General features: G+C 38.6%; 22 protein-coding genes. All 22 read right to left on the bottom strand.

Annotated elements, in window-relative coordinates; genetic code table 11:
* Window positions 1–715: 715 nt before the first annotated feature.
* Window positions 716–2,104 (bottom strand): NADPH-dependent glutamate synthase, encoded by a 1,389-nt coding sequence (gene gltA / locus DWZ63_RS01645; protein WP_118498423.1) that lies wholly within the window; start codon window positions 2,102–2,104, stop codon window positions 716–718.
* Window positions 2,105–2,227: 123 nt separating this feature from the next.
* Window positions 2,228–3,109 carry a sulfide/dihydroorotate dehydrogenase-like FAD/NAD-binding protein gene (locus tag DWZ63_RS01640; protein ID WP_055943341.1) on the bottom strand — a complete coding sequence of 294 codons (882 nt, stop codon included), beginning with the start codon at window positions 3,107–3,109 and terminating at the stop codon, window positions 2,228–2,230.
* A 27-nt stretch (window positions 3,110–3,136) separates the two neighbouring features.
* Entirely contained in the window at window positions 3,137–3,628 is a 492-nt protein-coding gene (locus DWZ63_RS01635) for a CYTH domain-containing protein (protein ID WP_022014604.1), read from the bottom strand.
* Window positions 3,629–3,723: 95 nt separating this feature from the next.
* Complete coding sequence (locus DWZ63_RS15595) at window positions 3,724–3,900, bottom strand: hypothetical protein (protein WP_156335810.1); 177 nt, start codon at window positions 3,898–3,900, stop codon at window positions 3,724–3,726.
* A 17-nt stretch (window positions 3,901–3,917) separates the two neighbouring features.
* A complete protein-coding gene (gene hisIE, locus DWZ63_RS16090) occupies window positions 3,918–5,189 on the bottom strand; it encodes a bifunctional phosphoribosyl-AMP cyclohydrolase/phosphoribosyl-ATP diphosphatase HisIE (protein ID WP_082440698.1) in 1,272 nt (423 codons plus the stop codon).
* 5 nt (window positions 5,190–5,194) lie between these two features.
* Window positions 5,195–5,803, bottom strand: a complete 609-nt coding sequence (gene hisB / locus DWZ63_RS01625; RefSeq protein ID WP_118498473.1) for an imidazoleglycerol-phosphate dehydratase HisB — start codon at window positions 5,801–5,803, stop codon at window positions 5,195–5,197.
* Between the two features lie 163 nt (window positions 5,804–5,966).
* Window positions 5,967–7,262 carry a histidinol dehydrogenase gene (gene hisD, locus DWZ63_RS01620; RefSeq protein ID WP_022014601.1) on the bottom strand — a complete coding sequence of 432 codons (1,296 nt, stop codon included), beginning with the start codon at window positions 7,260–7,262 and terminating at the stop codon, window positions 5,967–5,969.
* A 118-nt stretch (window positions 7,263–7,380) separates the two neighbouring features.
* The gene (gene hisG / locus DWZ63_RS01615; protein ID WP_055943344.1) at window positions 7,381–8,025 is read right to left on the bottom strand and encodes an ATP phosphoribosyltransferase; all 645 of its coding nucleotides are present in this window, start codon (window positions 8,023–8,025) and stop codon (window positions 7,381–7,383) included.
* A 10-nt stretch (window positions 8,026–8,035) separates the two neighbouring features.
* Window positions 8,036–9,286, bottom strand: a complete 1,251-nt coding sequence (gene hisZ / locus DWZ63_RS01610; RefSeq protein WP_118498422.1) for an ATP phosphoribosyltransferase regulatory subunit — start codon at window positions 9,284–9,286, stop codon at window positions 8,036–8,038.
* Between the two features lie 210 nt (window positions 9,287–9,496).
* A complete protein-coding gene (ilvA, locus tag DWZ63_RS01605; protein ID WP_118498420.1) occupies window positions 9,497–10,717 on the bottom strand; it encodes a threonine ammonia-lyase in 1,221 nt (406 codons plus the stop codon).
* Between the two features lie 171 nt (window positions 10,718–10,888).
* Window positions 10,889–11,848: a signal recognition particle-docking protein FtsY gene (gene ftsY / locus DWZ63_RS01600; RefSeq protein WP_243020447.1), complete on the bottom strand. Its 960-nt coding sequence runs from the start codon at window positions 11,846–11,848 to the stop codon at window positions 10,889–10,891.
* Between the two features lie 634 nt (window positions 11,849–12,482).
* Window positions 12,483–16,046: a chromosome segregation protein SMC gene (gene smc / locus DWZ63_RS01595; RefSeq protein WP_118498416.1), complete on the bottom strand. Its 3,564-nt coding sequence runs from the start codon at window positions 16,044–16,046 to the stop codon at window positions 12,483–12,485.
* 16 nt (window positions 16,047–16,062) lie between these two features.
* On the bottom strand, window positions 16,063–16,749 hold the full coding sequence (gene rnc / locus DWZ63_RS01590; RefSeq protein WP_118498414.1) for a ribonuclease III: 687 nt from the start codon (window positions 16,747–16,749) through the stop codon (window positions 16,063–16,065).
* Between the two features lie 123 nt (window positions 16,750–16,872).
* Entirely contained in the window at window positions 16,873–17,091 is a 219-nt protein-coding gene (locus DWZ63_RS01585) for an acyl carrier protein (protein WP_022014594.1), read from the bottom strand.
* Window positions 17,092–17,102: 11 nt separating this feature from the next.
* Window positions 17,103–18,110, bottom strand: coding sequence for a phosphate acyltransferase PlsX (gene plsX / locus DWZ63_RS01580; RefSeq protein WP_022014593.1), 1,008 nt, complete (start codon window positions 18,108–18,110; stop codon window positions 17,103–17,105).
* Between the two features lie 164 nt (window positions 18,111–18,274).
* Window positions 18,275–19,057, bottom strand: a complete 783-nt coding sequence (locus tag DWZ63_RS01575) for a protein-glutamate O-methyltransferase CheR (RefSeq protein WP_055943355.1) — start codon at window positions 19,055–19,057, stop codon at window positions 18,275–18,277.
* 76 nt (window positions 19,058–19,133) lie between these two features.
* Window positions 19,134–20,225: a 30S ribosomal protein S1 gene (rpsA, locus tag DWZ63_RS01570; protein ID WP_055943358.1), complete on the bottom strand. Its 1,092-nt coding sequence runs from the start codon at window positions 20,223–20,225 to the stop codon at window positions 19,134–19,136.
* Window positions 20,209–21,057: a 4-hydroxy-3-methylbut-2-enyl diphosphate reductase gene (gene ispH / locus DWZ63_RS01565; protein ID WP_022014590.1), complete on the bottom strand. Its 849-nt coding sequence runs from the start codon at window positions 21,055–21,057 to the stop codon at window positions 20,209–20,211. Before ispH ends, rpsA begins: the two co-directional genes overlap by 17 nt.
* A gap of 208 nt (window positions 21,058–21,265) precedes the next feature.
* Window positions 21,266–21,940, bottom strand: a complete 675-nt coding sequence (gene cmk, locus DWZ63_RS01560; protein ID WP_022014589.1) for a (d)CMP kinase — start codon at window positions 21,938–21,940, stop codon at window positions 21,266–21,268.
* A 53-nt stretch (window positions 21,941–21,993) separates the two neighbouring features.
* Window positions 21,994–23,223 carry an NAD(P)/FAD-dependent oxidoreductase gene (locus DWZ63_RS01555; protein WP_118498412.1) on the bottom strand — a complete coding sequence of 410 codons (1,230 nt, stop codon included), beginning with the start codon at window positions 23,221–23,223 and terminating at the stop codon, window positions 21,994–21,996.
* A 20-nt stretch (window positions 23,224–23,243) separates the two neighbouring features.
* Window positions 23,244–23,792, bottom strand: coding sequence for a CDP-diacylglycerol--glycerol-3-phosphate 3-phosphatidyltransferase (pgsA, locus tag DWZ63_RS01550; protein ID WP_022014587.1), 549 nt, complete (start codon window positions 23,790–23,792; stop codon window positions 23,244–23,246).
* Between the two features lie 12 nt (window positions 23,793–23,804).
* Complete coding sequence (rimO, locus tag DWZ63_RS01545; RefSeq protein WP_118498410.1) at window positions 23,805–25,130, bottom strand: 30S ribosomal protein S12 methylthiotransferase RimO; 1,326 nt, start codon at window positions 25,128–25,130, stop codon at window positions 23,805–23,807.
* Between the last annotated feature and the right edge of the window lie 3 nt (window positions 25,131–25,133).

Here is a 25,133-nt window from a genome sequence, read left to right as displayed (position 1 = left end):
GATTTCACCGTTTTTGCAATCAGGCAAATATTTGTGGTATGCTCTGCTGTTTGCATAATATTGTTAAAACCTGATATATATACTTCTCCTCCTGTCTTTATTTTAGGGATATCTATCTGATGATAAAAATTTGATTTACGGGTGATCTGCTGTTATTTAATCAGCACAAAAAATTTAGAAGTCTGTTTTTAGGCTTAGACAGCCGTCTTAGAACAAAGAAATTTTCCAGTATAACCCACACTGAACACTTTATTATTTTACTGATTATTTTGTGTGGGTTACTAGTTATATGGTAGCAAAGCCGTATATTTTAAACAATGTCAATTATTGATAAAAATATTATGGATTTTTGTTTAATTCATTTATTTTTCTATTTTTAGCAAATTTATTTTTTATGCACTTTGCACTATTCTTTAGTTTTTTTTTATGAAACACTCACAAAATTTTAGACCTAAAAGTGGCTCTAAGTCCCTATATATCATTGTTTGCGTTACTTTTAACATTTTTTATATCAAAAAATAATTTTTTCATTATGCTAAAGGATGTTATTTTTCATAAAATTATGCTTGTTTTTACAAGAAAAAACTGCTATTGCAAAAATAAAACAGCCGAACCCTGAAAATTTTCAAAATCCGACTGTTTTTATCACATTTATCAAAGAGAAATCTCATCACCCAAAGGTAATGGCTTTTTCTTTAATTTTATATATTATTTATTATTTACTTAAGAACTCATCAATTCCCTTAGCTGCTGCTTTTCCTGCACCCATTGCAAGAATAACTGTTGCGGCACCTGTTACAGCATCTCCACCGGCATATACGGCTGCCTTAGAAGTCTTTCCTGTCTCCTCCTCAGCAACTATACATTTTCTCTTGTTAATATCAAGACCTTTTGTTGTTGATGAGATAAGCGGGTTAGGGCTTGTTCCAAGTGACATGATAACAGTATCTACATCAAGTACGAACTCAGAACCCTCAATTTCAACAGGTCTTCTTCTTCCTGACTCGTCAGGCTCGCCAAGTTCCATACGTATGCACTTCATTCCTGAAACATTTCCTTCTTCATCTTCCATGATTTCTACAGGATTTGTGAGAAGGTCAAATTGGATTCCCTCCTCTTTTGCATGATGTACTTCCTCAACTCGTGCTGGAAGCTCTGCTTCGCTGCGGCGATATACGATATGTACATCTGCACCGAGACGAAGTGCTGTTCTTGCGGCATCCATTGCTACATTTCCACCACCGACTACGGCAACTTTCTTTCCTGGAATGATAGGTGTATCATAATTTTCATCAAAAGCTTTCATAAGATTGCTTCTTGTAAGGTACTCATTTGCTGAGAATACACCGTTTGCATCTTCTCCCGGTATTCCCATAAATCTAGGAAGTCCTGCTCCTGAACCTACGAATACGGCATCAAATCCCTCTTCATTTAAAAGTTCGTCTATAGTAACGGCTTTTCCTATGACAACATCAGTCTCAATCTTAACTCCGAGTGATTTTACATTTTCAACTTCCTTGTCTACGACTTTGCTCTTTGGAAGACGGAACTCAGGAATACCGTAAGATAATACACCGCCTGCTTTGTGAAGTGCTTCAAAGATAGTTACATCATAACCGAGTTTTGCAAGGTCACCTGCACATGTAAGTCCGGCAGGACCTGAACCGATAACGGCAACTTTCTTTCCGTTTAGGCTCTCAGCCTTTGCAGGTTTGATGCCCTCTTCTCTTGCAGTATCAGCGACATATCTCTCAAGTTTACCGATAGATACGGCATCACCCTTAATTCCACGGATGCACTTTGACTCACACTGGCTCTCCTGTGGACATACACGGCCACATACGGCAGGAAGTGCAGAATACTCACTTATCACATGGTAAGCTCCCTCAACATTTCCTTTCACGAGTTCACTGATAAATCCCGGTATATTTATATTTACGGGACAGCCCTTTACGCACTGTGGATTTTTACACTGGAGACAACGTGTTGCTTCCGCTGTCGCTTCTTCTTTATCATATCCTAAACAAACTTCCTTAAAATTCGTTGCACGAACTTTTGGCTCCTGCTCACGAACAGGAATTCTTTTCATTACATCAACTTCCATGATATTTTCCTTTCTCTACAATTCTATGTTCTCTGACAGATATTTGCGGGCTTATGTTTAATTCTAAATATTATCTGACACAACTCCGGCATGGAGTATTCCCGCATTTGCTGTATTTTTCTTTTACTGGCAGTTTCCACATCCACCGTGATGTGTATCTCCCTCTTCGAGTTTGAGCATTGCCCTGCCCTCTTCAGTTTTATACATTCTCTGACGACGCATAGCCTGGTCAAAGTCTACAAGATGACCGTCAAACTCAGGTCCGTCTACACAGGCAAATTTAATCTCATCACCTACTTTAAGACGACAGGCACCACACATACCTGTTCCATCGACCATGATAGGATTCATACTTACTATTGTAGGAATATTAAGTTCTTTTGTAAGTATAGTAACAAATTTCATCATTATCATAGGTCCGATAGCTATAACCTTTGTATATGTCTTATTTAAGTTCTTTACAAGTTCATTTATCTGGTCACACGCATTTCCCTTGAAACCGTAAGAACCGTCATCTGTTGCAATATAAAGATTTCCTGCAACTTCACGCATCTCATTTTCAAGTATCATAATATCCTTTGTACGTGCTCCGATTATAACATCAACATCAATACCATGCTCTTTCATCCATTTAACCTGTGGATATACAGGAGCTGTACCAACACCACCGCATACAAATAAAAGCTTTTCTTTCTTTAACTCCTCTATAGGCATCCCAATAAGTTCAGACGCACATCCTAAAGGTCCTACAAAATCCATGAAGCTTTCCCCGACTTCATAGCGTGACATCTCTGTTGTAGATGCTCCGACTGTCTGGAATACTATAGTAACAGTTCCCTTTTCTCTATCATAATCACATACTGTAAGAGGGATTCTCTCTCCTTCCTCATCTGTCTTTACAATAACAAACTGTCCGGGCTGACATGATTTTGCTACTCTTGGTGCCTCAACATCCATAAGCCAGATGTTGTTGGCAAGATACTCTTTCTTTAAAATCTTAAACATAATGAGCCTCCATCTCTTAATCGTTTTTTATAAAAATACGCTTAGGTCGTTACATTTTGATAGATAACTGTTTGCGTATCGTTTATCATCACTTACATTTTCGCCAAACCATACCGGTGGCACAAAGTTTTCGGCATCTTCCTCGCTCTCAAACTCGACCTCAATAAAATAAAGTCCATCAAGCACTCCGCCAAAAATATCAAGTTCTCCCATATGTCCATCTTCCAGGGGTATTATATATCTTGTCTTTTTGATAAGATTATCGTCCACCTTTTCTCTCAGATGTTCATATCCTTCTTTTGTCAGGAAAACTTCAACTTCATTATTTATCCTTACATCCGTATTCTTATCTTCACTGCCACTTACAAGTGACTTGTAAGTAAGAATATATCTGTCATTACTTTTTCTTATCCTGACAACCGGATTTGTGCAAAGATACCCCTGCTCAATATGTTTCTGTTCATATTGTTCCAGATTGTCAGGAAGCTTTTTAATCTTGAATTTCTTTTCTATTTCCATTTATATGCCTTTATAATGTTAGACTATTATCTGCACAATTAGTCCACTTCTGCTTTAAGCCAAAATGTATCACTCACCGTGAACCAAGTCTGCTTTTATTTCGTTTCCGCAATATTGTCTGCCTTTTCATTTTTTGACTTTCGCCACTTGATACCAAGAAGTATCGCACCATAAGCAACACCAAGACTTACAAGGAATTTAACGAGATACCATAAAAATGCTCCTCCGAAAGTAAGGTCCGCAAGACCTTTTAACAATAATGCTCCTGTCATATCTTCACCATACCTTTCTATCTGCGGTTGACAAGTTCCTTTGTTATGTCACTCCAGTCAATATCACACTCTGCCATAAGAACCATCATGTGATAAAGGAAATCGGCAATCTCATACTTAAGCTCTTCCGAATCGGGATTTTTGGCAGCGATAACAATCTCTGTTGCCTCCTCGCCACATTTCTTCAAAATCTTATCTATCCCCTTATCAAAAAGATAATTTGTATAAGAGCCTTCCTTTGGATTTACTTTTCTATCCATGATAATTTTATAGTCTTCAAGCAATACTGTCAATGGGTTTGTTTCAATATACTCTTTTTGGGCAAGTTCCTTAAAGAAGCAGCTTCTGCTTCCGGTATGGCAGGCAGCTCCGACCTGACGAACTTTTGCAAGAATTGTATCATTGTCACAGTCGAGCATAAGTTTCTTTACATACTGATAATGACCTGATGTATCTCCTTTAAGCCACAATTCCTGTCTGCTTCTACTGTAGTAAGTCATTTTGCCACACTCGATAGTCTTTCCATATGACTCCTCATTCATGTAAGCAACCATGAGAACTTCGTTTGTGCGGTAATCCTGAACTACTACCGGGATAAGACCATTGTCCATAAGTTTAAAGTCTGAAAAATCAATAAGACTTTCAAACACTTCTACATCTATTCCTTTTTCTTTTAAGGCTCTTTTTGCCCTGTATATATCTCTGTCCTCGGTATCTTCAAAATAATTTGTTGATACGGCATCTGTTTTTTCAAATGATAAAAGCTCTGCAAGGTCATTTCTTATAAGACCATCCCTTATCATAATATCCATTTTTGTACTATTTATGGCATCAGTAAAACTCTTTGTGCAGTCGATATGTTTAAGCATCGCCGAACCTATTCCCATATCATAATACCTGTCAAGTGCTTCTGCATTCATAAAAGCGGCTTTCATGTCAACTTCAAGCATAAGCTTGTCCTTGTCAAACCTGGCTGTTATCTCGTCTATCACTTTCTGTTCCGGCAGAAGTGCATTTCTAAGCACAAGTTTGTATGCTCCGGTATAAAGTGCTTTTTTTGCATCTTCAAAACGCTCAACATACATTCCTATCATAAACGGAATGTCTATCTGTTTTTCAATCACTCTTGCCGTGCTTAAAAATTCATCTCTCGACGCCTCGTCCCCGGTATAATTGTAGATAAACAATTCATCTGCACCCTTACACGCATATTCATCCGCAAGTTTTATAATGTTTTCCGGATATTCATTTTCCGCATTTATAAATGGGATTATTTTCTTCTTTTTCATATATCCTATTCTCCTAAACTTCCTTTTGTTGAGAGTACATCACTTATTCTCTCATCATACATAACTGCCCTGTCAAGTGCCTTTGCAAATGATTTAAACGCAGCTTCTATTATATGATGATTATTTGAACCGTCAAGCATCTTTAAATGCAGGTTCATACCTGCAGAATAGCTTACGGCATAGAAAAATTCATGTACCATCTCTGTGTCAAATTCGCCTACCTTAGATACGCTAAACTCCATATTTTCTACAAGATAAGGTCTGCCTGAAAGATCAAGTGCACAAAGCATAAGAGTCTCATCCATAGGAAGAATACACTCACCAAATCTCTTAATACCTTTCTTGTCCCCGACAGCCTCCTTTATAGCCTGACCGAGAACGATACCTGTATCCTCAATAGAATGGTGGCAGTCAACCTCTAAATCTCCCTTAACCTTAACCGTAAGGTCAAAAAGGCCATGTCGTGCAAAACTGTTCAGCATATGGTCGAAAAAACCAATGCCTGTATCTATATCAGCTTTGCCACTGCCATCAAGATTTAACTCAACTAAAATATCAGTTTCTCCGGTCACCCTTGAAACCTCGGCCATTCTTGCTTTTACATTTTCATTCATAATAAAAACCAACCCTTTCCAATGCAGTTTCCTGCCCGTTTTTAGTAAAGCGGACATTCGCACTCCGCCTTTGCTGCCTTTCAGTAAAAGCTTACTCCCACTGACATAAGCATCCCATTTATCCACCGCTTAGTGCTCTATACACCATAAGCTTTTGAAATGCTTATTTTTGTTCAAATCTGACAGCGATTGAGTTTGCGTGTGCCGTAAGTTTTTCGGCCTTTGCAAAGTCCTCAATATCCGTATGGATAAGTTTAAGTGCCTCCTCAGAGTATGAGATTATGCTTGATTTCTTTATGAAATCGTCAACTGAAAGAGGTGAGAAGAACTTCGCCGTGCCATTCGTAGGAAGTACATGGTTAGGTCCTGCAAAATAATCACCGAGCGGCTCACTGCTGTACTCTCCGAGGAATATCGCTCCTGCATTTTTTATTCTTGTCATAGTGTCAAAAGGATTTTTTGTCACTATCTCAAGATGCTCTGATGCTATCTCGTTTGCCGTGTCTATTGCTTCTTTCATATCATTTGCCACAAGTATATAACCGTATGAATCAAGCGACTTCTGTATTATCTCTTTTCTTGAAAGGACTTTTACAAATCCGTCAACTTCCTCTGATACTTTCTTTGCAAGTTCCTCACTTGTCGTTACAAGGATAGCTGATGCCATCTCATCATGCTCTGCCTGTGATAAAAGGTCTGCTGCCACATATCTTGGATTTGCCGTTTCGTCGGCAAGTACAAGTATCTCACTTGGTCCCGCGATAGAGTCAATGCTGACATGACCATAAACAGCTTTTTTTGCAAGTGCAACAAAAATATTTCCGGGTCCTACTATCTTGTCAACTTTCTTAATGCTCTCTGTACCAAATGCAAGTGCCGCAACAGCCTGTGCTCCGCCGACCTTGTAGATTTCATCTACACCTGCTTCATGTGCTGCCACGAGCGTTATAGGATATACCTTTCCGTCTTTTCCGGGTGGCGTTGTCATAACTATCTTCTCAACACCTGCAACTTTTGCCGGTACGATGTTCATAAGCACTGATGACGGATATACCGCTTTTCCGCCTGGCACATAAACACCTACTCTTGCGAGCGGTGTTATCTTCTGTCCGAGAAGTGTTCCGTCAGTCTTGCTGTCAAACCAACTGTAACGAACCTGTTTCTGGTGATAATCCCTGATATTTACAAGAGCTTTTCTTATTATCTCAATAAGACGCTCATCCACCTTAGTGTAGGCTTCTTCTATCTCCTCATCAGTTACCTTGAATGTCTCCTCAGTAATCTTTACACCGTCAAATTTTTCAGTGTATTCAAACAATGCCTTGTCCTTGTTTGCTCTGACATTCTCTATAATGTCATTTACAGTATCTTCAAATTTACTGTACTGGTTCGGACTTCTCTTTAAAAGGTTTTCCAGTATATTATTTTTCTCTTTTTCTGTAAGTTTAACTATTCTCATAGCTGCCTCCCTTTTTATCACTAACCGGGTATTTGCGAAACCATTATAATATAATTTTATCACGGTATAATCAAAACAGTATATAATCGGCTCCTCAATCTCCTATTGTCATTTATTTCTAGTCATCAGGTATAACTTTCTTAAGGTCACGGATAAGTTTTGTTATCCTTTCATGCTGCATTTTCATGCTCACCTCATTTACGACTACTCTCGCCGATAAAGGACATATCTCCTCTAAAACTTCAAGACCGTTTTCTCTTAATGTAGAACCGGTTTCTACTATATCAACGATAACTTCTGAAAGTCCTACGATAGGTGCAAGTTCTACCGAGCCGTTAAGCTTGATTATCTCTACTGTCTGGTGCTTTTTATTATAGAAATAATCTTTTGCTATTCCCGGATATTTGCTTGCAACTCTTATAAGCGAGCCGTCATTTAACTTTTCTCTCGCACTCGCCGGTCCTGCCACACACATACGGCATTTTCCGCAATTTAAGTCTAATACTTCGTAGAGTTTTCTTCCGGCTTCAAGTATCGTATCTTTGCCGACAACTCCTATATCTGCTGCTCCAAGTTCAACATATGTAGGGACATCCGATGCTTTTGAGAGGAAAAACTTAAATCCCAGTTCCTCATTTACAAATATGAGTTTTCTTGTCTTTTCATCTTTCATTTCCTCACAGGTGATTCCTATCTTTTCCAAAAGACTTAATGTGTGTTTCGCAAGTCTTCCTTTTGCCAGTGCAAATGTTATATATTCCATCATGTCCCTCCTACTTGAATGTTATTTCTTCAACTACAGTCTTATCTTTTAAATACAAGAGTTTTTCCTTATTCATTCTCTTTGCATAATCTTTATACAAATCAATATCTTTCTGCGATGATTTGCGTACAAGCTGCACATTCTCACCCGATTTTCTAAGTGTGGCAGCTTTGTTTAATGCCTCTTCCCTGAGTTCTTTAGGATAAAGAAGAATACATCCTGATACAAGCTTCTCATCGAGAATATTCTGTCTTGTAAGTGCAAGCATAAGCTGGTCTAAAACAATGGCAAGACCGATGGCAGGCGTATCTTTTCCAAACTGCCCCACAAGTCCGTCATAACGACCTCCTGTTGCCACAGCTTCGCCCGTACCGTATGTATATGCCCTGAATATAATTCCTGTATAATAACTGTAATGGCTTAACATACTAAGGTCTATCGTAACATAATCTGTAAATCCATATATTTTTAATATGTTATCAAGTTTTGCAAGTCTGTCAAGAGCCTTTAAAACCCTTTCATTTTGGCAGCGTTCCTTTACAAACTTAGCAGCTTCATCAAAGTCATCTAAAAGGTCAGGAAGTTTTAAGATTACCTCCTTAAGTCCCTCTGATACTGTCAGATTGTCGAGAAGATCCTCAACACCAAAAAAATTCTTACTCTCAATAAGTTCATGAAGTTTTTCTGTTTCCTCAGGTGTAAAACCTGCCTCCTCAACTATTCCCCTGAACAGATCTGCATGACCTACCTCAAGCTGAAATCTCTTAAGACCACTGCTTAAAAGACTCTCGACCGTAAGTGCTATCATCTCTGCGTCTGCATCTGAACTTGCATCACCAAAAAGCTCTGCACCTACCTGTGTCACTTCCTGAAGTTTTCCCTTATAAGGATCTGTATTTACAAATGTGTTTGCCGTATAGCAAAGACGAACCTGCATCTGTTCCTCTCTGTAATACTTTGCAACGCATCTTGCTATCGGAGGTGTCATATCCGGTCTTAATACAAGTGTATTATTTCCCCTGTCAAAGAACTTAAACATCTCTTTTGAAGAAGCTGTTCCTCTCTCTTTGCTGAATATGTCAAAATATTCAAATGCAGGGGTCTGAATGTCATCAAAACCATAAGATTTCATAACATCATGGACTTTTCCCGCCACATTTAATTTATTTTCACACTCTACACCGTAAGTATCTCTCACTCCGCCCGGTGTATGGAGTAACTCGCTCCCTATATAACCTGTTGTATTTTTAAACTGACTCATCCTAAACCTCCACTTCTTAATTTATTTTTTCATTTGAAAAAACACACTTACACTTTTACAGTAACAGTTCAGCCTTTCATTTCTTACATTCATAAACCTGCCAGCGAGCTGTCAGTCGCTGCTTTGCAGCTTTTGTTTATTTTGTTGATATAGTCGTTCCTGTGCAGTCAGACAGATTTTCATGGCACTCTCTGCTGCCTGCTCATTGCATTATTCATATAATCCTGTCGGGCTTTCCTCTTTCGGATCATATCCATGTTTTTTCAATGCTTCGATAATCTCTTTCTTATGCTCATGTCCAAATGCCTCAAGCGTTATCCTGAGCTCAACGGCGGCATTTCTGTTTATACTTACAAACTGGTTGTGCTCAAGTCTGATTACATTTCCCTTAAGTTTTGCAATAACATTTGCCACATTTACAAGTTCACCCGGTCTGTCAGGAAGCTGCACCGATACCGTAAATACTCGTCCTCTCTCGATAAGACCATGCTGTACAACTGATGAAAGCGTTATTACATCCATGTTTCCACCGCTTAAGATAGAAACTATCTTTTTACCCTTGCAGTCAAGATGCTTAAGTGCAGCAACAGTAAGCAGACCTGAGTTTTCAACGAGCATCTTATGATTTTCCATCATGTCGAGGAAGTTTACGATAAGTTCCTGATCTTCTACTGCTATTATCTCATCAATGTTTTTCTGTATATACGGAAATACAATGTCTCCCGGTGTCTTTACTGCCGTACCGTCTGCTATGGTATTCACATCAGGAAGAGTAATTACCTTTCCTGCATCTAATGATGCTTTCATACAGCTTGCTCCTGCCGGCTCAACACCTATTACTTTTATATTAGGATTTAAAAATTTTGCAAGTGTTGAAACTCCTGCTGCAAGTCCACCCCCTCCGATAGGTACAAGGATTATGTCAACAGTCGGAAGTTCCTTAAATATCTCCATTGCAATCGTACCCTGTCCCGTTGCTACGACTTCATCATTGAAAGGATGAACAAATGTTGCCCCCTCTTTTTTTGCAAGTTCAAGTGCGTACTGGCAGGCTTCATCATATACAGAACCGTGAAGAACTACTTTTGCTCCATAACCCTTTGTTCTGTTTACCTTGATAAGCGGAGTAGTTGTAGGCATGACTACCGTTGCAGGCACACCGTAAAGTTTTGCCGCATAGGCAACTCCCTGTGCATGATTTCCTGCTGATGCAGTTACAAGACCTTTCTCTCTTTCTTCCTCTGAGAGAGTGCTTATCTTATAATAAGCGCCTCTTACTTTGTAAGCTCCGGTGTACTGCATATTTTCAGGTTTAAAATAAACCTTATTTCCCGTCTGCTCTGAAAAATACTCACTATAGATAAGGTTTGTAGGCAGTACGACCTCCTTCACCTTTTCTGATGCTTCTTCAAATTTCTCTAATGTCAACATTTTTATATGCTCCTTTCAAGTTACTTTTAATTTCTGCACAGGTTTCTTTGGCATAATGTGAAATATGATATAGATCACATATAAGATTTGTGTCAAATGTACACCTACACAAATCTTGTGTGTAAAATCGGATTTTCTACGCTAAAATTTTGCATATATAAATTTTTCACACTACTCAGCTTTTGTCTCAAACAGTGCATCTACAAACGCATCTGCATCAAATTTCTGCAAATCCTCGATATGCTCACCGATACCTATATATTTAACCGGAATGTTCATTTCCGACTGAATAGCTATGGCAATGCCACCTTTAGCTGTTCCGTCAAGTTTTGTGAGGATTATTCCCGTAATATCAGCAACCTGACTGAACTGTTTTGCCTGTGCGAGTGCATTCTGACCTGTCGTTCCGTCAAGTACGACAAATGTTTCTCTGTATGCGTCAGGATATTCTCTCTCAACTATCCTGTTTATCTTTTTTAACTCCTCCATAAGATTTTTCTTATTGTGGAGTCGTCCTGCCGTGTCACATATAAGTATATCAGCATTTCTTGCCTTTGCCGCATTAACTGCATCAAATACGACTGCCGCCGGGTCTCCGCCCTCCTGACCTGCGATAAGCTCAACTCCTGCTCTGTTCGACCATTCGGTAAGCTGTTCAATAGCTGCTGCTCTAAAGGTATCTGCTGCCGCAAGAATAACTTTCTTGCCGTCCGCCTTAAACTGTGACGCAAGTTTTCCAACAGAAGTTGTCTTTCCGACACCGTTTACTCCTATAAGCATAACAACCGATTTTTTATTTTCAAAATCATATGCATCATCATGCACACGCATCTGTTCCTTTATTGAATCAATAAGAAGCTGTCTGCAAACTGCAACCTCTTTAATCTTATTTTCCTTAACCTTAGCCTGAAGATTTTCAATTATCTTCTCAGTTGTGGCAACACCTATATCCGCCATAATAAGGACTTCCTCAAGTTCCTCATAAAAATCGTCATCAATCTCAGAAAATCCACTGAAAACATTTTCAAGACCGGAAACAAAGCTGTCCCTTGTCTTAGTCAGACCATCGATAAGCTTTCCAAAAAATCCTTTTTTCTTAGGCTTTTTGGCAGACTCCTCTGCCGTCTTGATTTCGCCATCATCAACATTCTGCGAATTATCCGCTGCTTCATTTGAAACATTTTCATTATCTGGAATGTTATTTTCACTTGAAATGGCTTCATTATCAGAACCATTGTTTTCATTTGATGCTTTTACAACCTCATCATGTGACAAATTTTTTGTTTCTGGATGAATATCATTCTCAATCTTTAAAGACTCTGTTTCTAAATGAACGGCTTCATCATCCGAACTGCTTCCTTCACTCGATGCTTCTACAGCCACATCCTGTGATTTATCCTTATCCTGTGTAACTTCGCCACTCTGTAAAGACTCAGTTTCGGAATGGATGTTTTTCTCGCTCTGTAAACTACTCTCCATATCAGAATTGGCATTTGTCTCCCCACTCTGTAAAAAGGCTTCAGCTTCAGAATTTGTTGCTTCCTCATTCTGTAAGTTTTCCGTTTCAATTTTCTGTTCTTCCTCAATATGTTTATTTCTTCTAAACTTATTCTTAATACTTTCCCACATAATTCCTCCAAATTCTTTAACTTTACTCTACCATATCATACAAAATCATATAACATAATAAATGAATTTCAAATTCCTAATTTACATAATATCTTATCTTTATTAAATATATCAACACAGCTTAAATCAAATCTCTTTAATTCGCAATCTCTTTCTCATCCAGCAGATTGACCGATACAAGTGTCGAAACACCTTTTTCCTGCATCGTTATTCCGTAGAGAATATCCGCAGCATTCATTGTTCCACGCCTATGAGTGATGACAATAAACTGTGTATCTTTCGTCAGTTTATGCAGATACTCCGCATACCTGTCTACATTTGAGTCATCAAGTGCCGCCTCTATCTCATCGAGCAGACAGAACGGTGACGGCTTCAAGCTCTGTATTGCAAACAGTAATGCAATAGCTGTAAGTGCCTTTTCTCCACCTGAAAGCTGCATCATATTCTGGAGTTTCTTTCCCGGCGGCTGTGCGATTATCTTTATCCCTGCCGTAAGAATATCCTCATCTTCCATAAGTTCGAGCGTTCCACGACCACCGCCAAACAATTCCTTAAACACTTTGTCAAAACGGCTTCTTATCTCTGCAAACTGCTCCTCAAACTGTTTTCGCATATCATTGTCGAGATTTTCTATTATCTCCTCCAAAACCTTTGCAGCCTCAATAAGATCATCATGCTGTGTCGTTAGGAGTTCGTATCTCTCTGATACTTCCTTATACTGCTCTATGGCATTTACATTTACCGAGCCTAACGATTTTATCTGTTTCTTTATCTCTGCTATCTTGGCTTTCATTCCTGAAACGGTAAGCTCTGTCTGCGTTTTAAGTGCCAGTGCACTGTGATATGTAAGTTCATACTGTTCCCACATATAATTTGTATAATTGTCAATACTCTCCGTCAGCTTTTCTTTTCTTCCGGCAAGTCTGAAACTTTCCATTTCAAGTTCATTTATATTTTTTGACAATTCCTCTCTCTTGTCAAGGAAAGTCTTGTTTTTTTCAGAAAGTTCCTCTTTTTCCAGATTTTGCTTTTTAATCTCAAGCTCTGAATTTTCTATTTCTTCTTTTGTTGTTTTGATGATATTTCTGGTTTTTATTATCTCATCCTGTTTTTGTTTAATCTGACCACCAATATTTCTACTGTCCTCGATAGTCTGTGCAAGCTGCTTGGATACGGTATCTTTACCCTCACTTGCACGGAGCATATTTTCATTTATAAAGCCCTCGCTTTGTGCAAGTGATGTTATCTTAAGCGTAAACTCAGAATCTTTTTGCTCCAACAAATTAAGTTCTTCTCTTACTTTGTCAAGTTTTTCCTGATACCTGCTTATCTTTTCATCAAAATCCTTTGTCTCGTCTTCGCTCTCCGAAATCCTACGGCCAATGCCGTCCATAACACCCTTTAACTTGTCCTTATCCTCCTCTATCCTCATTCCTTCGATTCTGATAAGCTCAAGCTGCTCCTCGCTCTTCTTAAGATCTGAAACCGCACGCTCATAACCAATTTTTTCCGTATTCTGTTTAACTATAAGCTCCTGTCTTAGTCTGTTGTTGGCACCGATTTTTTCACGCAGCTCTTTTATCTCTTTTTCTCCCTGCTCTATCTGTGCCGCATACTCTGTTAATTTGGTTTTGAATTTTTCAACATCTTCCTCAAGCTGTTTTATCTGTCTTCGTCTGCCTAAAAGATTATTGTTGTTTTTAAATGCACCACCTGACATCGAACCGCCCGGATTTAAAAGTTCTCCCTCGGTCGTTACTATCCTGAGTGTGTGATGATATTTTGCCGCAAGTGCAATGGCATTGTCTATATTATCGACAACGACAAACCTTCCAAGAAGATAATTCACGAGGTCATTATACTTTTCATCTGCCGACACAAGCTCTGATGCCATCCCGATTACACCTTTTTCAGCCATAACATTGCGGGCATTATTTGCCGCTTTTTTATGAATATTTGTAAGAGGTAAAAATGTAGCTCGTCCATATCTGTTTTTTTTCAGATATTCTATCATCTTTTTTGCCGTCTGCTCATTGTCGGTTACAATATTTTGTATGCTTCCGCCAAGTGCTGTCTCAACCGCTATCTCATATTCTTTTTTAACTCTTATGATATCGGCAACTACACCTATGATTCCCGGTGTATCCTCTTTTCTCTCCATGACACGCTTTATACTCTGACCGAATCCCTCATACCTCTCAGTCATGTTTTTAAGAGAATTAAGCCTTGAATTTTCCATATGGAATTTCTGCTGTGTATCACTGTGCTCTCTTCGTCTGTTCTGATTTTCTTCGTTTATACCATTAAACTTTTCCTGCATTACTGCATTTGAATCATCTATCGCTTTTATCTTTTCAGTTATCTCATCATAAACTTTTTTATGTGACGAGATTGTCTCTGTAAGAACAGATGCCTCAGACTTATTTGCAAGCACTCTTTTGTTTAACTCGGCTCTCTTAATATTGTTCTGCTCAAGCAAAGTCTTATATTTTAACTCTTCACTTTTTATATCAGCCGCCGCATTTATTCCGGCAAGCTTCATATCCTGAACGGACTTTATGTCATTTTCTATTTCAAAAGCTGTCTCTTTTTTATTTGCAATAAGTTTTTCATTCTCTTTTGCTAAAAACTTTATCTCTTCTGTCTTTTTGCTGTTTTCTTCTTTTTGGACGGCATACTGTTTATGTTCATCCTCAAAATTTTTAATACGCTCTTTATAGCTCTCTATAGCTTCCCTATAATGATTTTCACTCTGTCTGATACCGTTTATCTGCTCGTTTAAAAGTCTTATATCACCCTCACAGTTGTTTAACATGACACGCGACTGATTCAGTCTGTCTTTTTTTAATTCTATGCTCTTTATCTTTTCATCAAGCTCTGACTGTACTCTCTCATAATCACGCTTGCTTTTTTCATATTCCTGATTGGCATTTTTAAGATCATTATCAGCGATTGCCTGTTTTCCCTCAAACTCCTTTATTTCCTCATGAATACGGTCATACTCAATAAGGAACATATTTACATCCTGAACCCTCAGCTCATCACGAAACGCAAGATACTGTTTTGCCTTTGCTGCCTGCTTTTCAAGAGGCTCTACCTGTTTTTCTATCTCGGAGAGAATATCTTCAATTCTTTCAAGATTATGCTTTTCCTCTTCAAGATTTTTTTGTGCAGCAGCTTTTCTTCTCTTATATTTAACGATTCCTGCCGCCTCATCAAAAAGTTCTCGTCTCTCCTCAGGTTTTCCGCTAAGTATCTTATCTATCTGTCCCTGTCCGATAATCGAATATCCTTCTTTACCGATACCTGTATCAAACAAAAGTTCCTGAACATCCTTAAGCCTGCAAGCCGTGCCATTTAATAGATATTCACTCTCTCCTGACCTGTAAACTCTTCTTGCTATCTTTACTTCCTCATAGGGAACATTTAATTTATGATCTTCATTGCTTATGGTAATGGCTACATATGCAAATCCAAGCGGCTTTCTCATCTGAGTTCCTGCAAAAATAACATCCTCCATTTTTGCACCGCGAAGCTGCTTTGCACTCTGCTCTCCAAGCACCCACCTTACAGCATCGGCAACATTGCTCTTACCGCTGCCGTTTGGCCCTACGATAGCCGTTATGCCGTCGTGAAATTCAAATATCAATTTATTGGCAAATGATTTAAAACCATGTACCTCTAAGCTTTTTAAATACATCTGATGTTTCTCCTACTTATGATTTATGAAGTTTAAGTATAGCCTGATAAGCTGCTGACTGTTCTGCTTTTTTCTTTGTTCTTCCTGTTGCAGTCGTAAGTCTCTCTCCATTTATGTTTACGGCAACCGTAAATGATTTGTTATGGTCAGGTCCTTCTTCTTTAAGCAGCTCATATTCCATCTCAAGATGCTCTCCCTGAACAATTTCCTGTAAAATAGTCTTGCTGTCGTAAAACAGCTTTTTATTTTCTATATCTTTTAATATATGTCTGTCAATATATTCTTTCGCCTTTTCAAATCCACCATCAAGGTAGACTGCACCTATAGTCGCCTCAAGTGTATCAGACAAAATAGAGTCTCTCTCTCTACCGCCTGTAAGATCTTCACCTCTTCCAAGCATCACATACTCACCGAGATCTATATCTCTTGCACATAGTGCAAGCGTCGGCTCACATACCCAGCTCGCTCTCATTCTTGTCATGTCACCCTCAGGCTTTGTAGGATTATCCTTATATATCTGTTCACTTGAAACAAGCTCAAGTACGGCATCTCCCAAAAATTCAAGACGCTCATTACACATATATTTTTTTAATCTGTTTTCATTTGAATATGAACTGTGCGTAAGTGCTGTTATAAGCAGTTCTACATTTTTAAACTCATATCCTGTTTTTTTCTGAAACTCTAATAATTTTTCCTGTTTCATCAGGCACACTCCTAACCTTTTAAGCCCTATATGCCAACGGTTTTGTCAAGCTGATATTCATAGGTCTGCTCTACTATCTGCTCATACTATCTGCCGCTAAAGCAGCCTGCCTATATGTCATATTTAACATATAAGCTCCAGCAAATCTCCAACCGTGTCAACATCTTTCAGACTTTCTTCGTCTATTGATATATCGAATTCCTGTTCAACTCCCATAAGAATCTGAAAAAGTTCCAACGAATCAGCACCGAGGTCATCCACAAAACTCATTTCTTGAAATATTTCCATATCTCCAATACCTAAAACTTCTGCAATAATCTTTTGAAGCTTTTTAAATTCCATACGAGCACCACCTATTCAATAATAAGATTTTCTTTTATTTTTTCATTTATCTTTTCTTCATTGAACTGTATGCACTGTCTTATAGCCTGAGTTATCTCAACACTTGTTGAACTTCCGTGGGCTTTCACTACAAGCCCGTTTAAACCGAGCAAAGGTGCTCCTCCCTGGTCTGATGTATCAAACTGCTTAAGTGTTGATTTAAGTGCAGGTTTGATAAGAAGTGCTCCTATTTTACTTCTGAGGCTTGACATAAGTCCCTCTTTTACTTTTCCAAGAAGTGTTGCTGCAAGACCTTCATATAATTTAAGGATTACATTTCCAACAAATGCCTCACATACTATAACATCTGCATCTCCCTTTGGTATATCCCTTGCCTCTATACTTCCAACAAAATTTATATCTTTACATTCTTTGAGTAATGGATATGTCTCTTTTACGAGCATATTTCCTTTTTCTTCCTCAGCACCAATGTTTACAATGGCAACACGGGGGTTTTTTATGCCGACTATCCTCTCCATATATATTGAGCCCATCTTTGCAAACTGAACAAGATGAGATGCTCTGGCATCCACATTTGCTCCACAGTCAATAAGAAGTGCTGGACCTTTTGCTGTAGGAATAAGCGGTGCGAGAGGCGAACGCTCTACGCCTTTGATTCTACCCACAACAAACTGACCACCAACAAGTATTGCACCTGTACTTCCGGCTGATACGAAAGCATCCGCTTCGCCATGTTTTACAAGGTTCATACCGACAACAATAGATGACTGTTTCTTTTTTCTTATAGCCATTACCGGTGGTTCATCAAATCCTATAATATCCTCTGCATGAACTATAGTTATACGCTCTTTATCATAAGTATATTTAGCAAGCTCTGATTTAATGTCATCAGTTCTTCCCACCAGTACAACATTTATCTTTTCATTTTCATTAACAGCATCAACGGCACCTTTTATCGGTGCTTCAGGTGCATTGTCACCACCCATGGCATCAACTACTACTTTAATAATATCACTCATATTTCACCTCATACTGTATTTTTTTATAATCAGTTTTTTATACACAATTTTCATTTTACTAAAAAACTTAAAATAGTGCAAGTTAAAACAGCAAAACCGACAAAAAGCCTGTTAACTATCTTCACTGTCCACATACAAAAACAAACATAACAAAAAGCAGCCTGCTACCTGGCTGCCTTTTTATAGAAAAATGATTTATATGTAGAAAAGCCTGAATCTCCAGGTGATATTATCTGTTCTGTACTTCCAACAAACAATATGCCGTCACTTTTTAGAGACGCATTAAACTTTTTATATATTTCCGCCTTAGCTTCCTCCGTAAAATAAATCATCACATTTCTGCAGATTATCATATTGCAATCTGAAGGATATGTATCCTTTAAAAGGTTGTGTTGTTTAAATTCTACGCATTTCTTTATATCATCCGAAATCTGATAACTTTTTGTACCGACTTTAGTAAAATATTTCGTGATATATTCTTTTGGAAGTCCCTTAAGACTCTTTTCATCATACAATCCAATATGAGCTTTTTCAAGAACAACCCTGTCAAGATCGGTTGCTATGACCTTTATCTTATTTAAAGGTATAAATTTTGAGAGAAGCATTACAAGCGTATATGGTTCATCTCCCGTTGAACACGCCGCACTCCATATCTTGAGATTATTTCCAAAACGCTCGAAAAGGTATGGAAGTATCTCGTTTTCAAGAAGTTTCCACTGCTCAGGATTACGATAAAACTCTGATACATTTATCGTAAGATAGGTAACAAAATCATCGAGCATTTTTTTATCTGATTTGATAGCTTCTATATATTCATCATAACTTTTTATATTATTTTTTGTTATCAACGAATCAATACGCCTTTTCATCTGTCTTTCTTTGTAACTACTAAGATCAATCTTCGTAAGCTGATATACTTTTTCTTTAAACTTTTCATAATCGCCCATTCTCTCGTCCCTCCTTAATCAAAAACGCCAATCCGAACAAACGGACTGGCGCTTCCAAGAACATCCTGTGTTCTGATTACTCAGTTACTTCCTCTTCTTCCTGATCATTGTCATTTAAAAGAGCTTTTATACTTAAGCTGATCTTATGGTCTTCTGAATTAAAGTCAACAACCTTTGCTTCTACTTCCTGACCAACCTTTAATACATCTGAAGGCTTATCTACATGCTCTCTTGAAATCTGTGAAACATGGAGTAATGCATCAACTCCCGGCTCAAGCTCAACAAAAGCACCGAAATCAGCCATTCTTGCAACTTTGCCTTTCACAACAGAACCTACGCTGTACTTATCAGCAGCGTTTAACCAAGGGTTCTGATCCTCAAACTTAAGGCTGAGTGCAATCTTATCATCCTTGATGTCTTTGATAAGAACTTTTGTCTTGTCTCCGACATTAAATACTTTTCTAGGATTCTCAACACGACCCCATGACATTTCTGAGATATGGAGAAGTCCGTCTGCTCCGCCTAAATCAATAAATGCACCAAAGTCTGTAAGATTCTTAACTGTTCCTTCTACAACATCTCCAACATGGATTCTTGCGAATAATTCTTCCTGAAGTTTCTTCTTTTCTGCAACTAAAAGCTGCTTTCTGTCACCGATGATTCTTCTCTTCTTAGGATTGAACTCACTGATAACAAACTCTATTTCCTGTCCTGCATACTTTGAAAGATCTTTCTCGTATGTGTCTGATACAAGACTTGCAGGGATAAATACCTTTGTCTCTTCAACAACAACACTTAATCCACCTGTTAATACATCTGTTACAGTTGCCTTTAATACAGTGTGATTCTCGAAAGCTTCTCTGATGTGCTCATTACTCTGCTCCATAGCTAAACGCTTGTATGTGAGAAGAACCTGTCCCTCACCGTCGTTTACTTTAAGAACTTTAGCTTTCATCTTGTCGCCCTCTTTAACAACTTCTCTAAGGTCGATGCCTGACTGATTGCTGTATTCATTTCTTGTAATGATACCGTCAGCCTTATAACCGATATTTAAGATGATCTCGTCTTCCTTAACGCTGATAACTGTCCCTTCTACAATCTCTCCATTGTGGATTGTTACTAATGATTCTTCCAATAACTGTTCAAATTCATTATTCATTTCTGACATATGATTGAACCTCCTTAATAATATTATTTGGGGTTGAAGCCCCGGCAGTAATACCCACGCTACGAAAAGATTGAAATTGCTTCAAATCCAGGTCATCAAGTGTCTGTATAAAATATGTGTTCTCACACTCTTTTCTACAAATTTCATAAAGTTTCTGGGTGTTTGAACTATGTTTTCCACCTATTACTAACATCGCGTCGGATTGCCTCGCAATAGTACCCGCTTCTGTCTGACGCTCTTCGGTAGCGTTGCAAATTGTATTCATAACATCTATATCATAACTCTTTTTGGATAAAATATCAACTATATCTTTGAATTTCTTGTAATTAAATGTCGTTTGTGACACAATACACAATTTTTTGCCGCCGAAATTGTCTAGTTTTTCAGCCTCCGAAGCACTTTCTATAACTATCGGTTTGCTGACGCACCAGCCTTTTATCCCCTCTACTTCAGGATGATTATCACTTCCGACAATCACAACCGTTTTCCCATCCTCAGATGCCTGCTTTACTATTTTGTGTATCTTTGACACAAAAGGACAGGTCGCATCAACGATATTTACTTTTTTTTCTTTAAGTGCATTTATGACATTCTGCGGCACTCCGTGTGAACGTATTATTATAGTTGTATTTTCTTTTTCACTTATATCATTAACAGAATCTATGACTTTTACACCTTTTTTTTCTAAATCTTTTACTACCTGCTCATTGTGGATGATAGGTCCGAGTGTAAATACCCTGTTATCTTTCTTAGCCTCAGCATATACCATGTCAACGGCACGCCTGACTCCGAAACAAAATCCTGCACTCTTTGCAGTTGTAACTTCTCTCATATCGCTCCCTTTTATCCGTGACAATGGCTTTTCTTAACATAACCTGAAAGCACATTCTCCGATGATTTTATTTTGTAGCTTCAAATGTTTACTGTTCACACCTACAGTGCGACCAGTAACGATTACAGCCCATTATAAATGCATCTTCGATGCATGGGGCTGTAATCCCATAAAATTCAGTCATTGGCGCATAGCTTGACAGCAAATGTCAAGCTTGCGAATGAGCTGTAGCTTCAAAAGTTTCAATTATCGCATCAACCACCTGCTCAATGCTCATATCAGACGAGTCGATAAGCACGGCATCCTCAGCCTGCTTTAAAGGTGCTGTCTTCCTGTTCATATCCTGCTCGTCCCTTGCTATTATATCTTTCTCTATCTGGTCGATGTCACACTCTATTCCTCTTTCAACCTGCTCTTTATATCTTCTTCTCGCTCTCTCTTTCGCACTCGCCGTAAGGAATATCTTTGTCTTTGCATCAGGCAGTACACATGTTCCTATATCCCTGCCATCCATTATGACATTTTTCTGTGCAGCAAGCTGTCTCTGGAGATTTAAGAGTTTTTCTCTTACAGCAGGATATTTTGATATATTTGAAGTCATCATGCTGACCTGTTCTGTTCTGATAAAGTCATTTACATTTTCTCCATTTAAGATAACCTGCTGTGCACCGTCAACATAATCTATCGAAACATCAATATCCACACATTTTTCACTTATTGTCTTTTCATCCTCGGCTTTCACACCGGCTCTTATAAAATAAAGTGCTATTGCCCTATACATAGCTCCCGTGTCAACATATATAAAATCAAGTTTTTTTGCCGCCTTTTTTGCTATCGTACTTTTTCCGGCTCCTGCCGGTCCGTCTATTGCTATATTATACATATTTCCCTCCGTTGTCCTGTTATGTGCTCTCGAAATCTTCTAAACGAAGAATTTCAGTTCATTCCTGCAAGATACCCTGTTGACCATGCTATCTGAAGATTGTATCCTCCCGTGACCGCATCGAGATCAAGAACCTCTCCGGCAAAGAAAAGACCCTTAACTTTCTTTGATTCCATAGTCCCCGGATTTATCTCCTTAACCGACACACCGCCTTTTGTTATTATGGCTTCATTAAATCCACGCAGACTGTCTATCTTAAATGTCACTCCCTTTAAAAGACTGACTAGCTTATGTCTTTCTTCTTTTGTTATGTTATTTACCTGTTTCTGCTCATCAATACCTGAAAGTTCCACTATCACCGGAATCAGTTTTGACGGCAGAAGCCTTGACAGACTGTTCTTAAAATAACTGTTTTTATTTTCGGAAAAATCTCTGAGTATCCTCTCATCAAGCTGTTCATTTGACAAAGCAGGTTTTAAGTCTATACTTATCTTTACATCAGACATATCCTTACCTGCAACAAGTGTACTCGCACTAAGTACAAGTGGTCCGCTCACGCCAAAATGCGTAAACAGCATCTCGCCAAGTTCCTCATATACAGCCCTGCCTTTATCGGTAAGCGTCATTTTCACATTTCTAAGTGAAAGCCCTTGCAATCTCTTTGGTATATCAGAGTCAATATTAAACGGCACAAGTGACGGATAACATTTTGTCACCTTTATGTCTGCATCTTTTGCAAATTTATAGCCGTCCCCGGTCGAGCCTGTTGACTGGTAAGAACAGCCGCCTGTCGCAACTATAACTTTATCAGCCGTATAATTTTCACTCCTGCTGCCCGACTGTACTTCTACACCTTTGCATATACCGTCTTTAATATCTATTTTATTTACCTTTGTATTTAAAAGTATCTTTACTTTTCTTTTTTCAAGTGCTTTTTTCAGTGTCCTTATCACATCAGATGACTTATCAGACTCCGGAAAAACCCTGTTTCCGCGTTCAGTCTTTATCTTAAGTCCTTCGCTTTCTAAAAAGTCCATCATGCGGTAACTGTCAAATGTATAAAAAGCACTGTATAAAAACTTTGGATTTGACCTTACATTTTTCAGCAGATTTTCAACATCGCTGTCATTTGTTATATTACATCTTCCCTTGCCGGTGATATAAACTTTTTTTCCAAGTTTTTCGTTCTTTTCGATAAGAAGCACACTATCTCCCGACTCTGCGGCAGATATAGCAGCCATAATTCCTGCTGCTCCTCCTCCGACAACTATTACTTTATCCATCTTTTGTCAGCCTTTCTGTATCACATTTTTCCGTCGTCAAGAACTTTCCAGTTCTTAATGAGATAATCCACAAGTGATATTACCGTCAGAGCGATAGCCGCATAGATAAATATATTTTCGATAATATCTATCACTTCACCGTCAAAATTCACAATAAGGAGCACTGACATCACCATCTGGACAGTGGTCTTAATCTTGCCCCACCAGCTTGCAGCGAGCACAATGCCCTCATTTGCGGCAACAAGTCTGAAACCACTTATGATAAACTCTCTGCTTATGATAACAATAACTCCCCATACCGGCATAGGATTATCAGGTACAGATACAAAACATATGAGTGCCGTGCTGACAAGCAGTTTATCTGCAAGTGGATCCATAAACTTTCCGAAGTTTGACACAAGATTGTATTTCCTTGCGATAAATCCGTCAAGCGTATCCGTAAGTGATGCTATGATAAAGATTGCAACGGCAATATACTTAGAATTTCCGACAACATCCGTAAGCATAAAAAATGCAAAGAACGGTATCATTATAACTCTCAACATTGTTATTTTATTTGGTAGATTCATACTGTGATCCTCTCATTCTATTATTTCGGCTATAAGGTCATACTCATCTGATCTTGTTACCTCGACCTTAACAAAATCGCCTGAATCAAGATTGTAATCTGACTGAATGAAAACATATCCGTCAACATCCGGAGCATCCATATATGTTCTCGCAATATATACTCCTTCGTCTGGAAGTCTTCCCTCTATCATTACCTCGTATATTTCTCCCACTCTTGAATTACTCTTGTCAAAAGCAATATCCTGCTGTATCTGCATTATCTCGTCACGCCTTGCTTCTTTGACTTCCTCGTCTATCTGACCGTCCATCTCAGCCGCAGGTGTGTCTTCTTCTCTTGAATAAGTAAATACGCCGAGCCTGTCAAACTCCATTTTCTTTACAAACTCTTTTACCTGCTCAAAATCATCTTCCGTTTCACCCGGAAATCCCGTTATAAGAGTTGTCCTAAGTGCAATGTCAGGGATTTCCTCTCTGAGTTTTGCAACAGTTTTTTCTATCTGCTCCCTGTTCGTCCATCTTCCCATTCTCCTAAGCACATCATCTGAACCGTGCTGGATAGGCATATCAAGATAATGGCAGACTTTCGGAAGATTTTTTATCGCAGATATAAGCTCATCCGTAATCTCCTCAGGATAACAATATAATATCCTTATCCATTTAAGCTCATCAATCTTAGAAAGTTCCTCTAAAAGCTTTGGCAGACTCTTTTCGCCATAAATATCCTTACCGTAAAGGGTAGTCTCCTGTGCGACAAGGATAAGTTCCTTTGCTCCGTTTGCAACAAGATGTTTTGCCTGTGCGATAAGATTATCCATTGGAACACTTCTGTAATGACCTCTGACTTTTGGAATAACGCAGTAGGTACAACACTTGTCACATCCCTCAGCAATCTTTAAGTACGCATAGTAACCGCCTGACATACTGTCTCTGTCGGTAAGCGGTGTCGGAAGATAATCAATGTCCTTTAAAGACTCTAAAACTCCTTTGCCGCCTAAAGCTTCATTTATCTTTTCTGATAAATCCTCATATCCCATCGTTCCGACAATAAGGTCAACTTCAGGAATATCCTCCTTAATCTCATTGTGGTACCTCTGTGCAAGGCAGCCCGCTGCAACCAGAAGTTTGCATCTTCCCTCCTTGTAACCACCCATCTCAATAAGCGTGTTGATGCTCTCCTCTTTTGCATCACCTATAAAACAACAGGTATTTACAACAATAACATCCGCATCATCAATATCATCCGTAAGGACAAAACCGTTTTTTCTAAGAGATGTAATCATCATCTCACTATCCACAAGGTTCTTATCACATCCCAATGATACAAAAAATATATTCACTGT

This window comes from Clostridium sp. AF34-13, from assembly GCF_003477845.1.
GTDB lineage: Bacteria > Bacillota > Clostridia > Lachnospirales > Lachnospiraceae > Butyribacter > Butyribacter intestini.
Note: the sequence above shows the minus strand (reverse complement) of the source record. Positions and strands in the feature narration are given on the sequence as shown.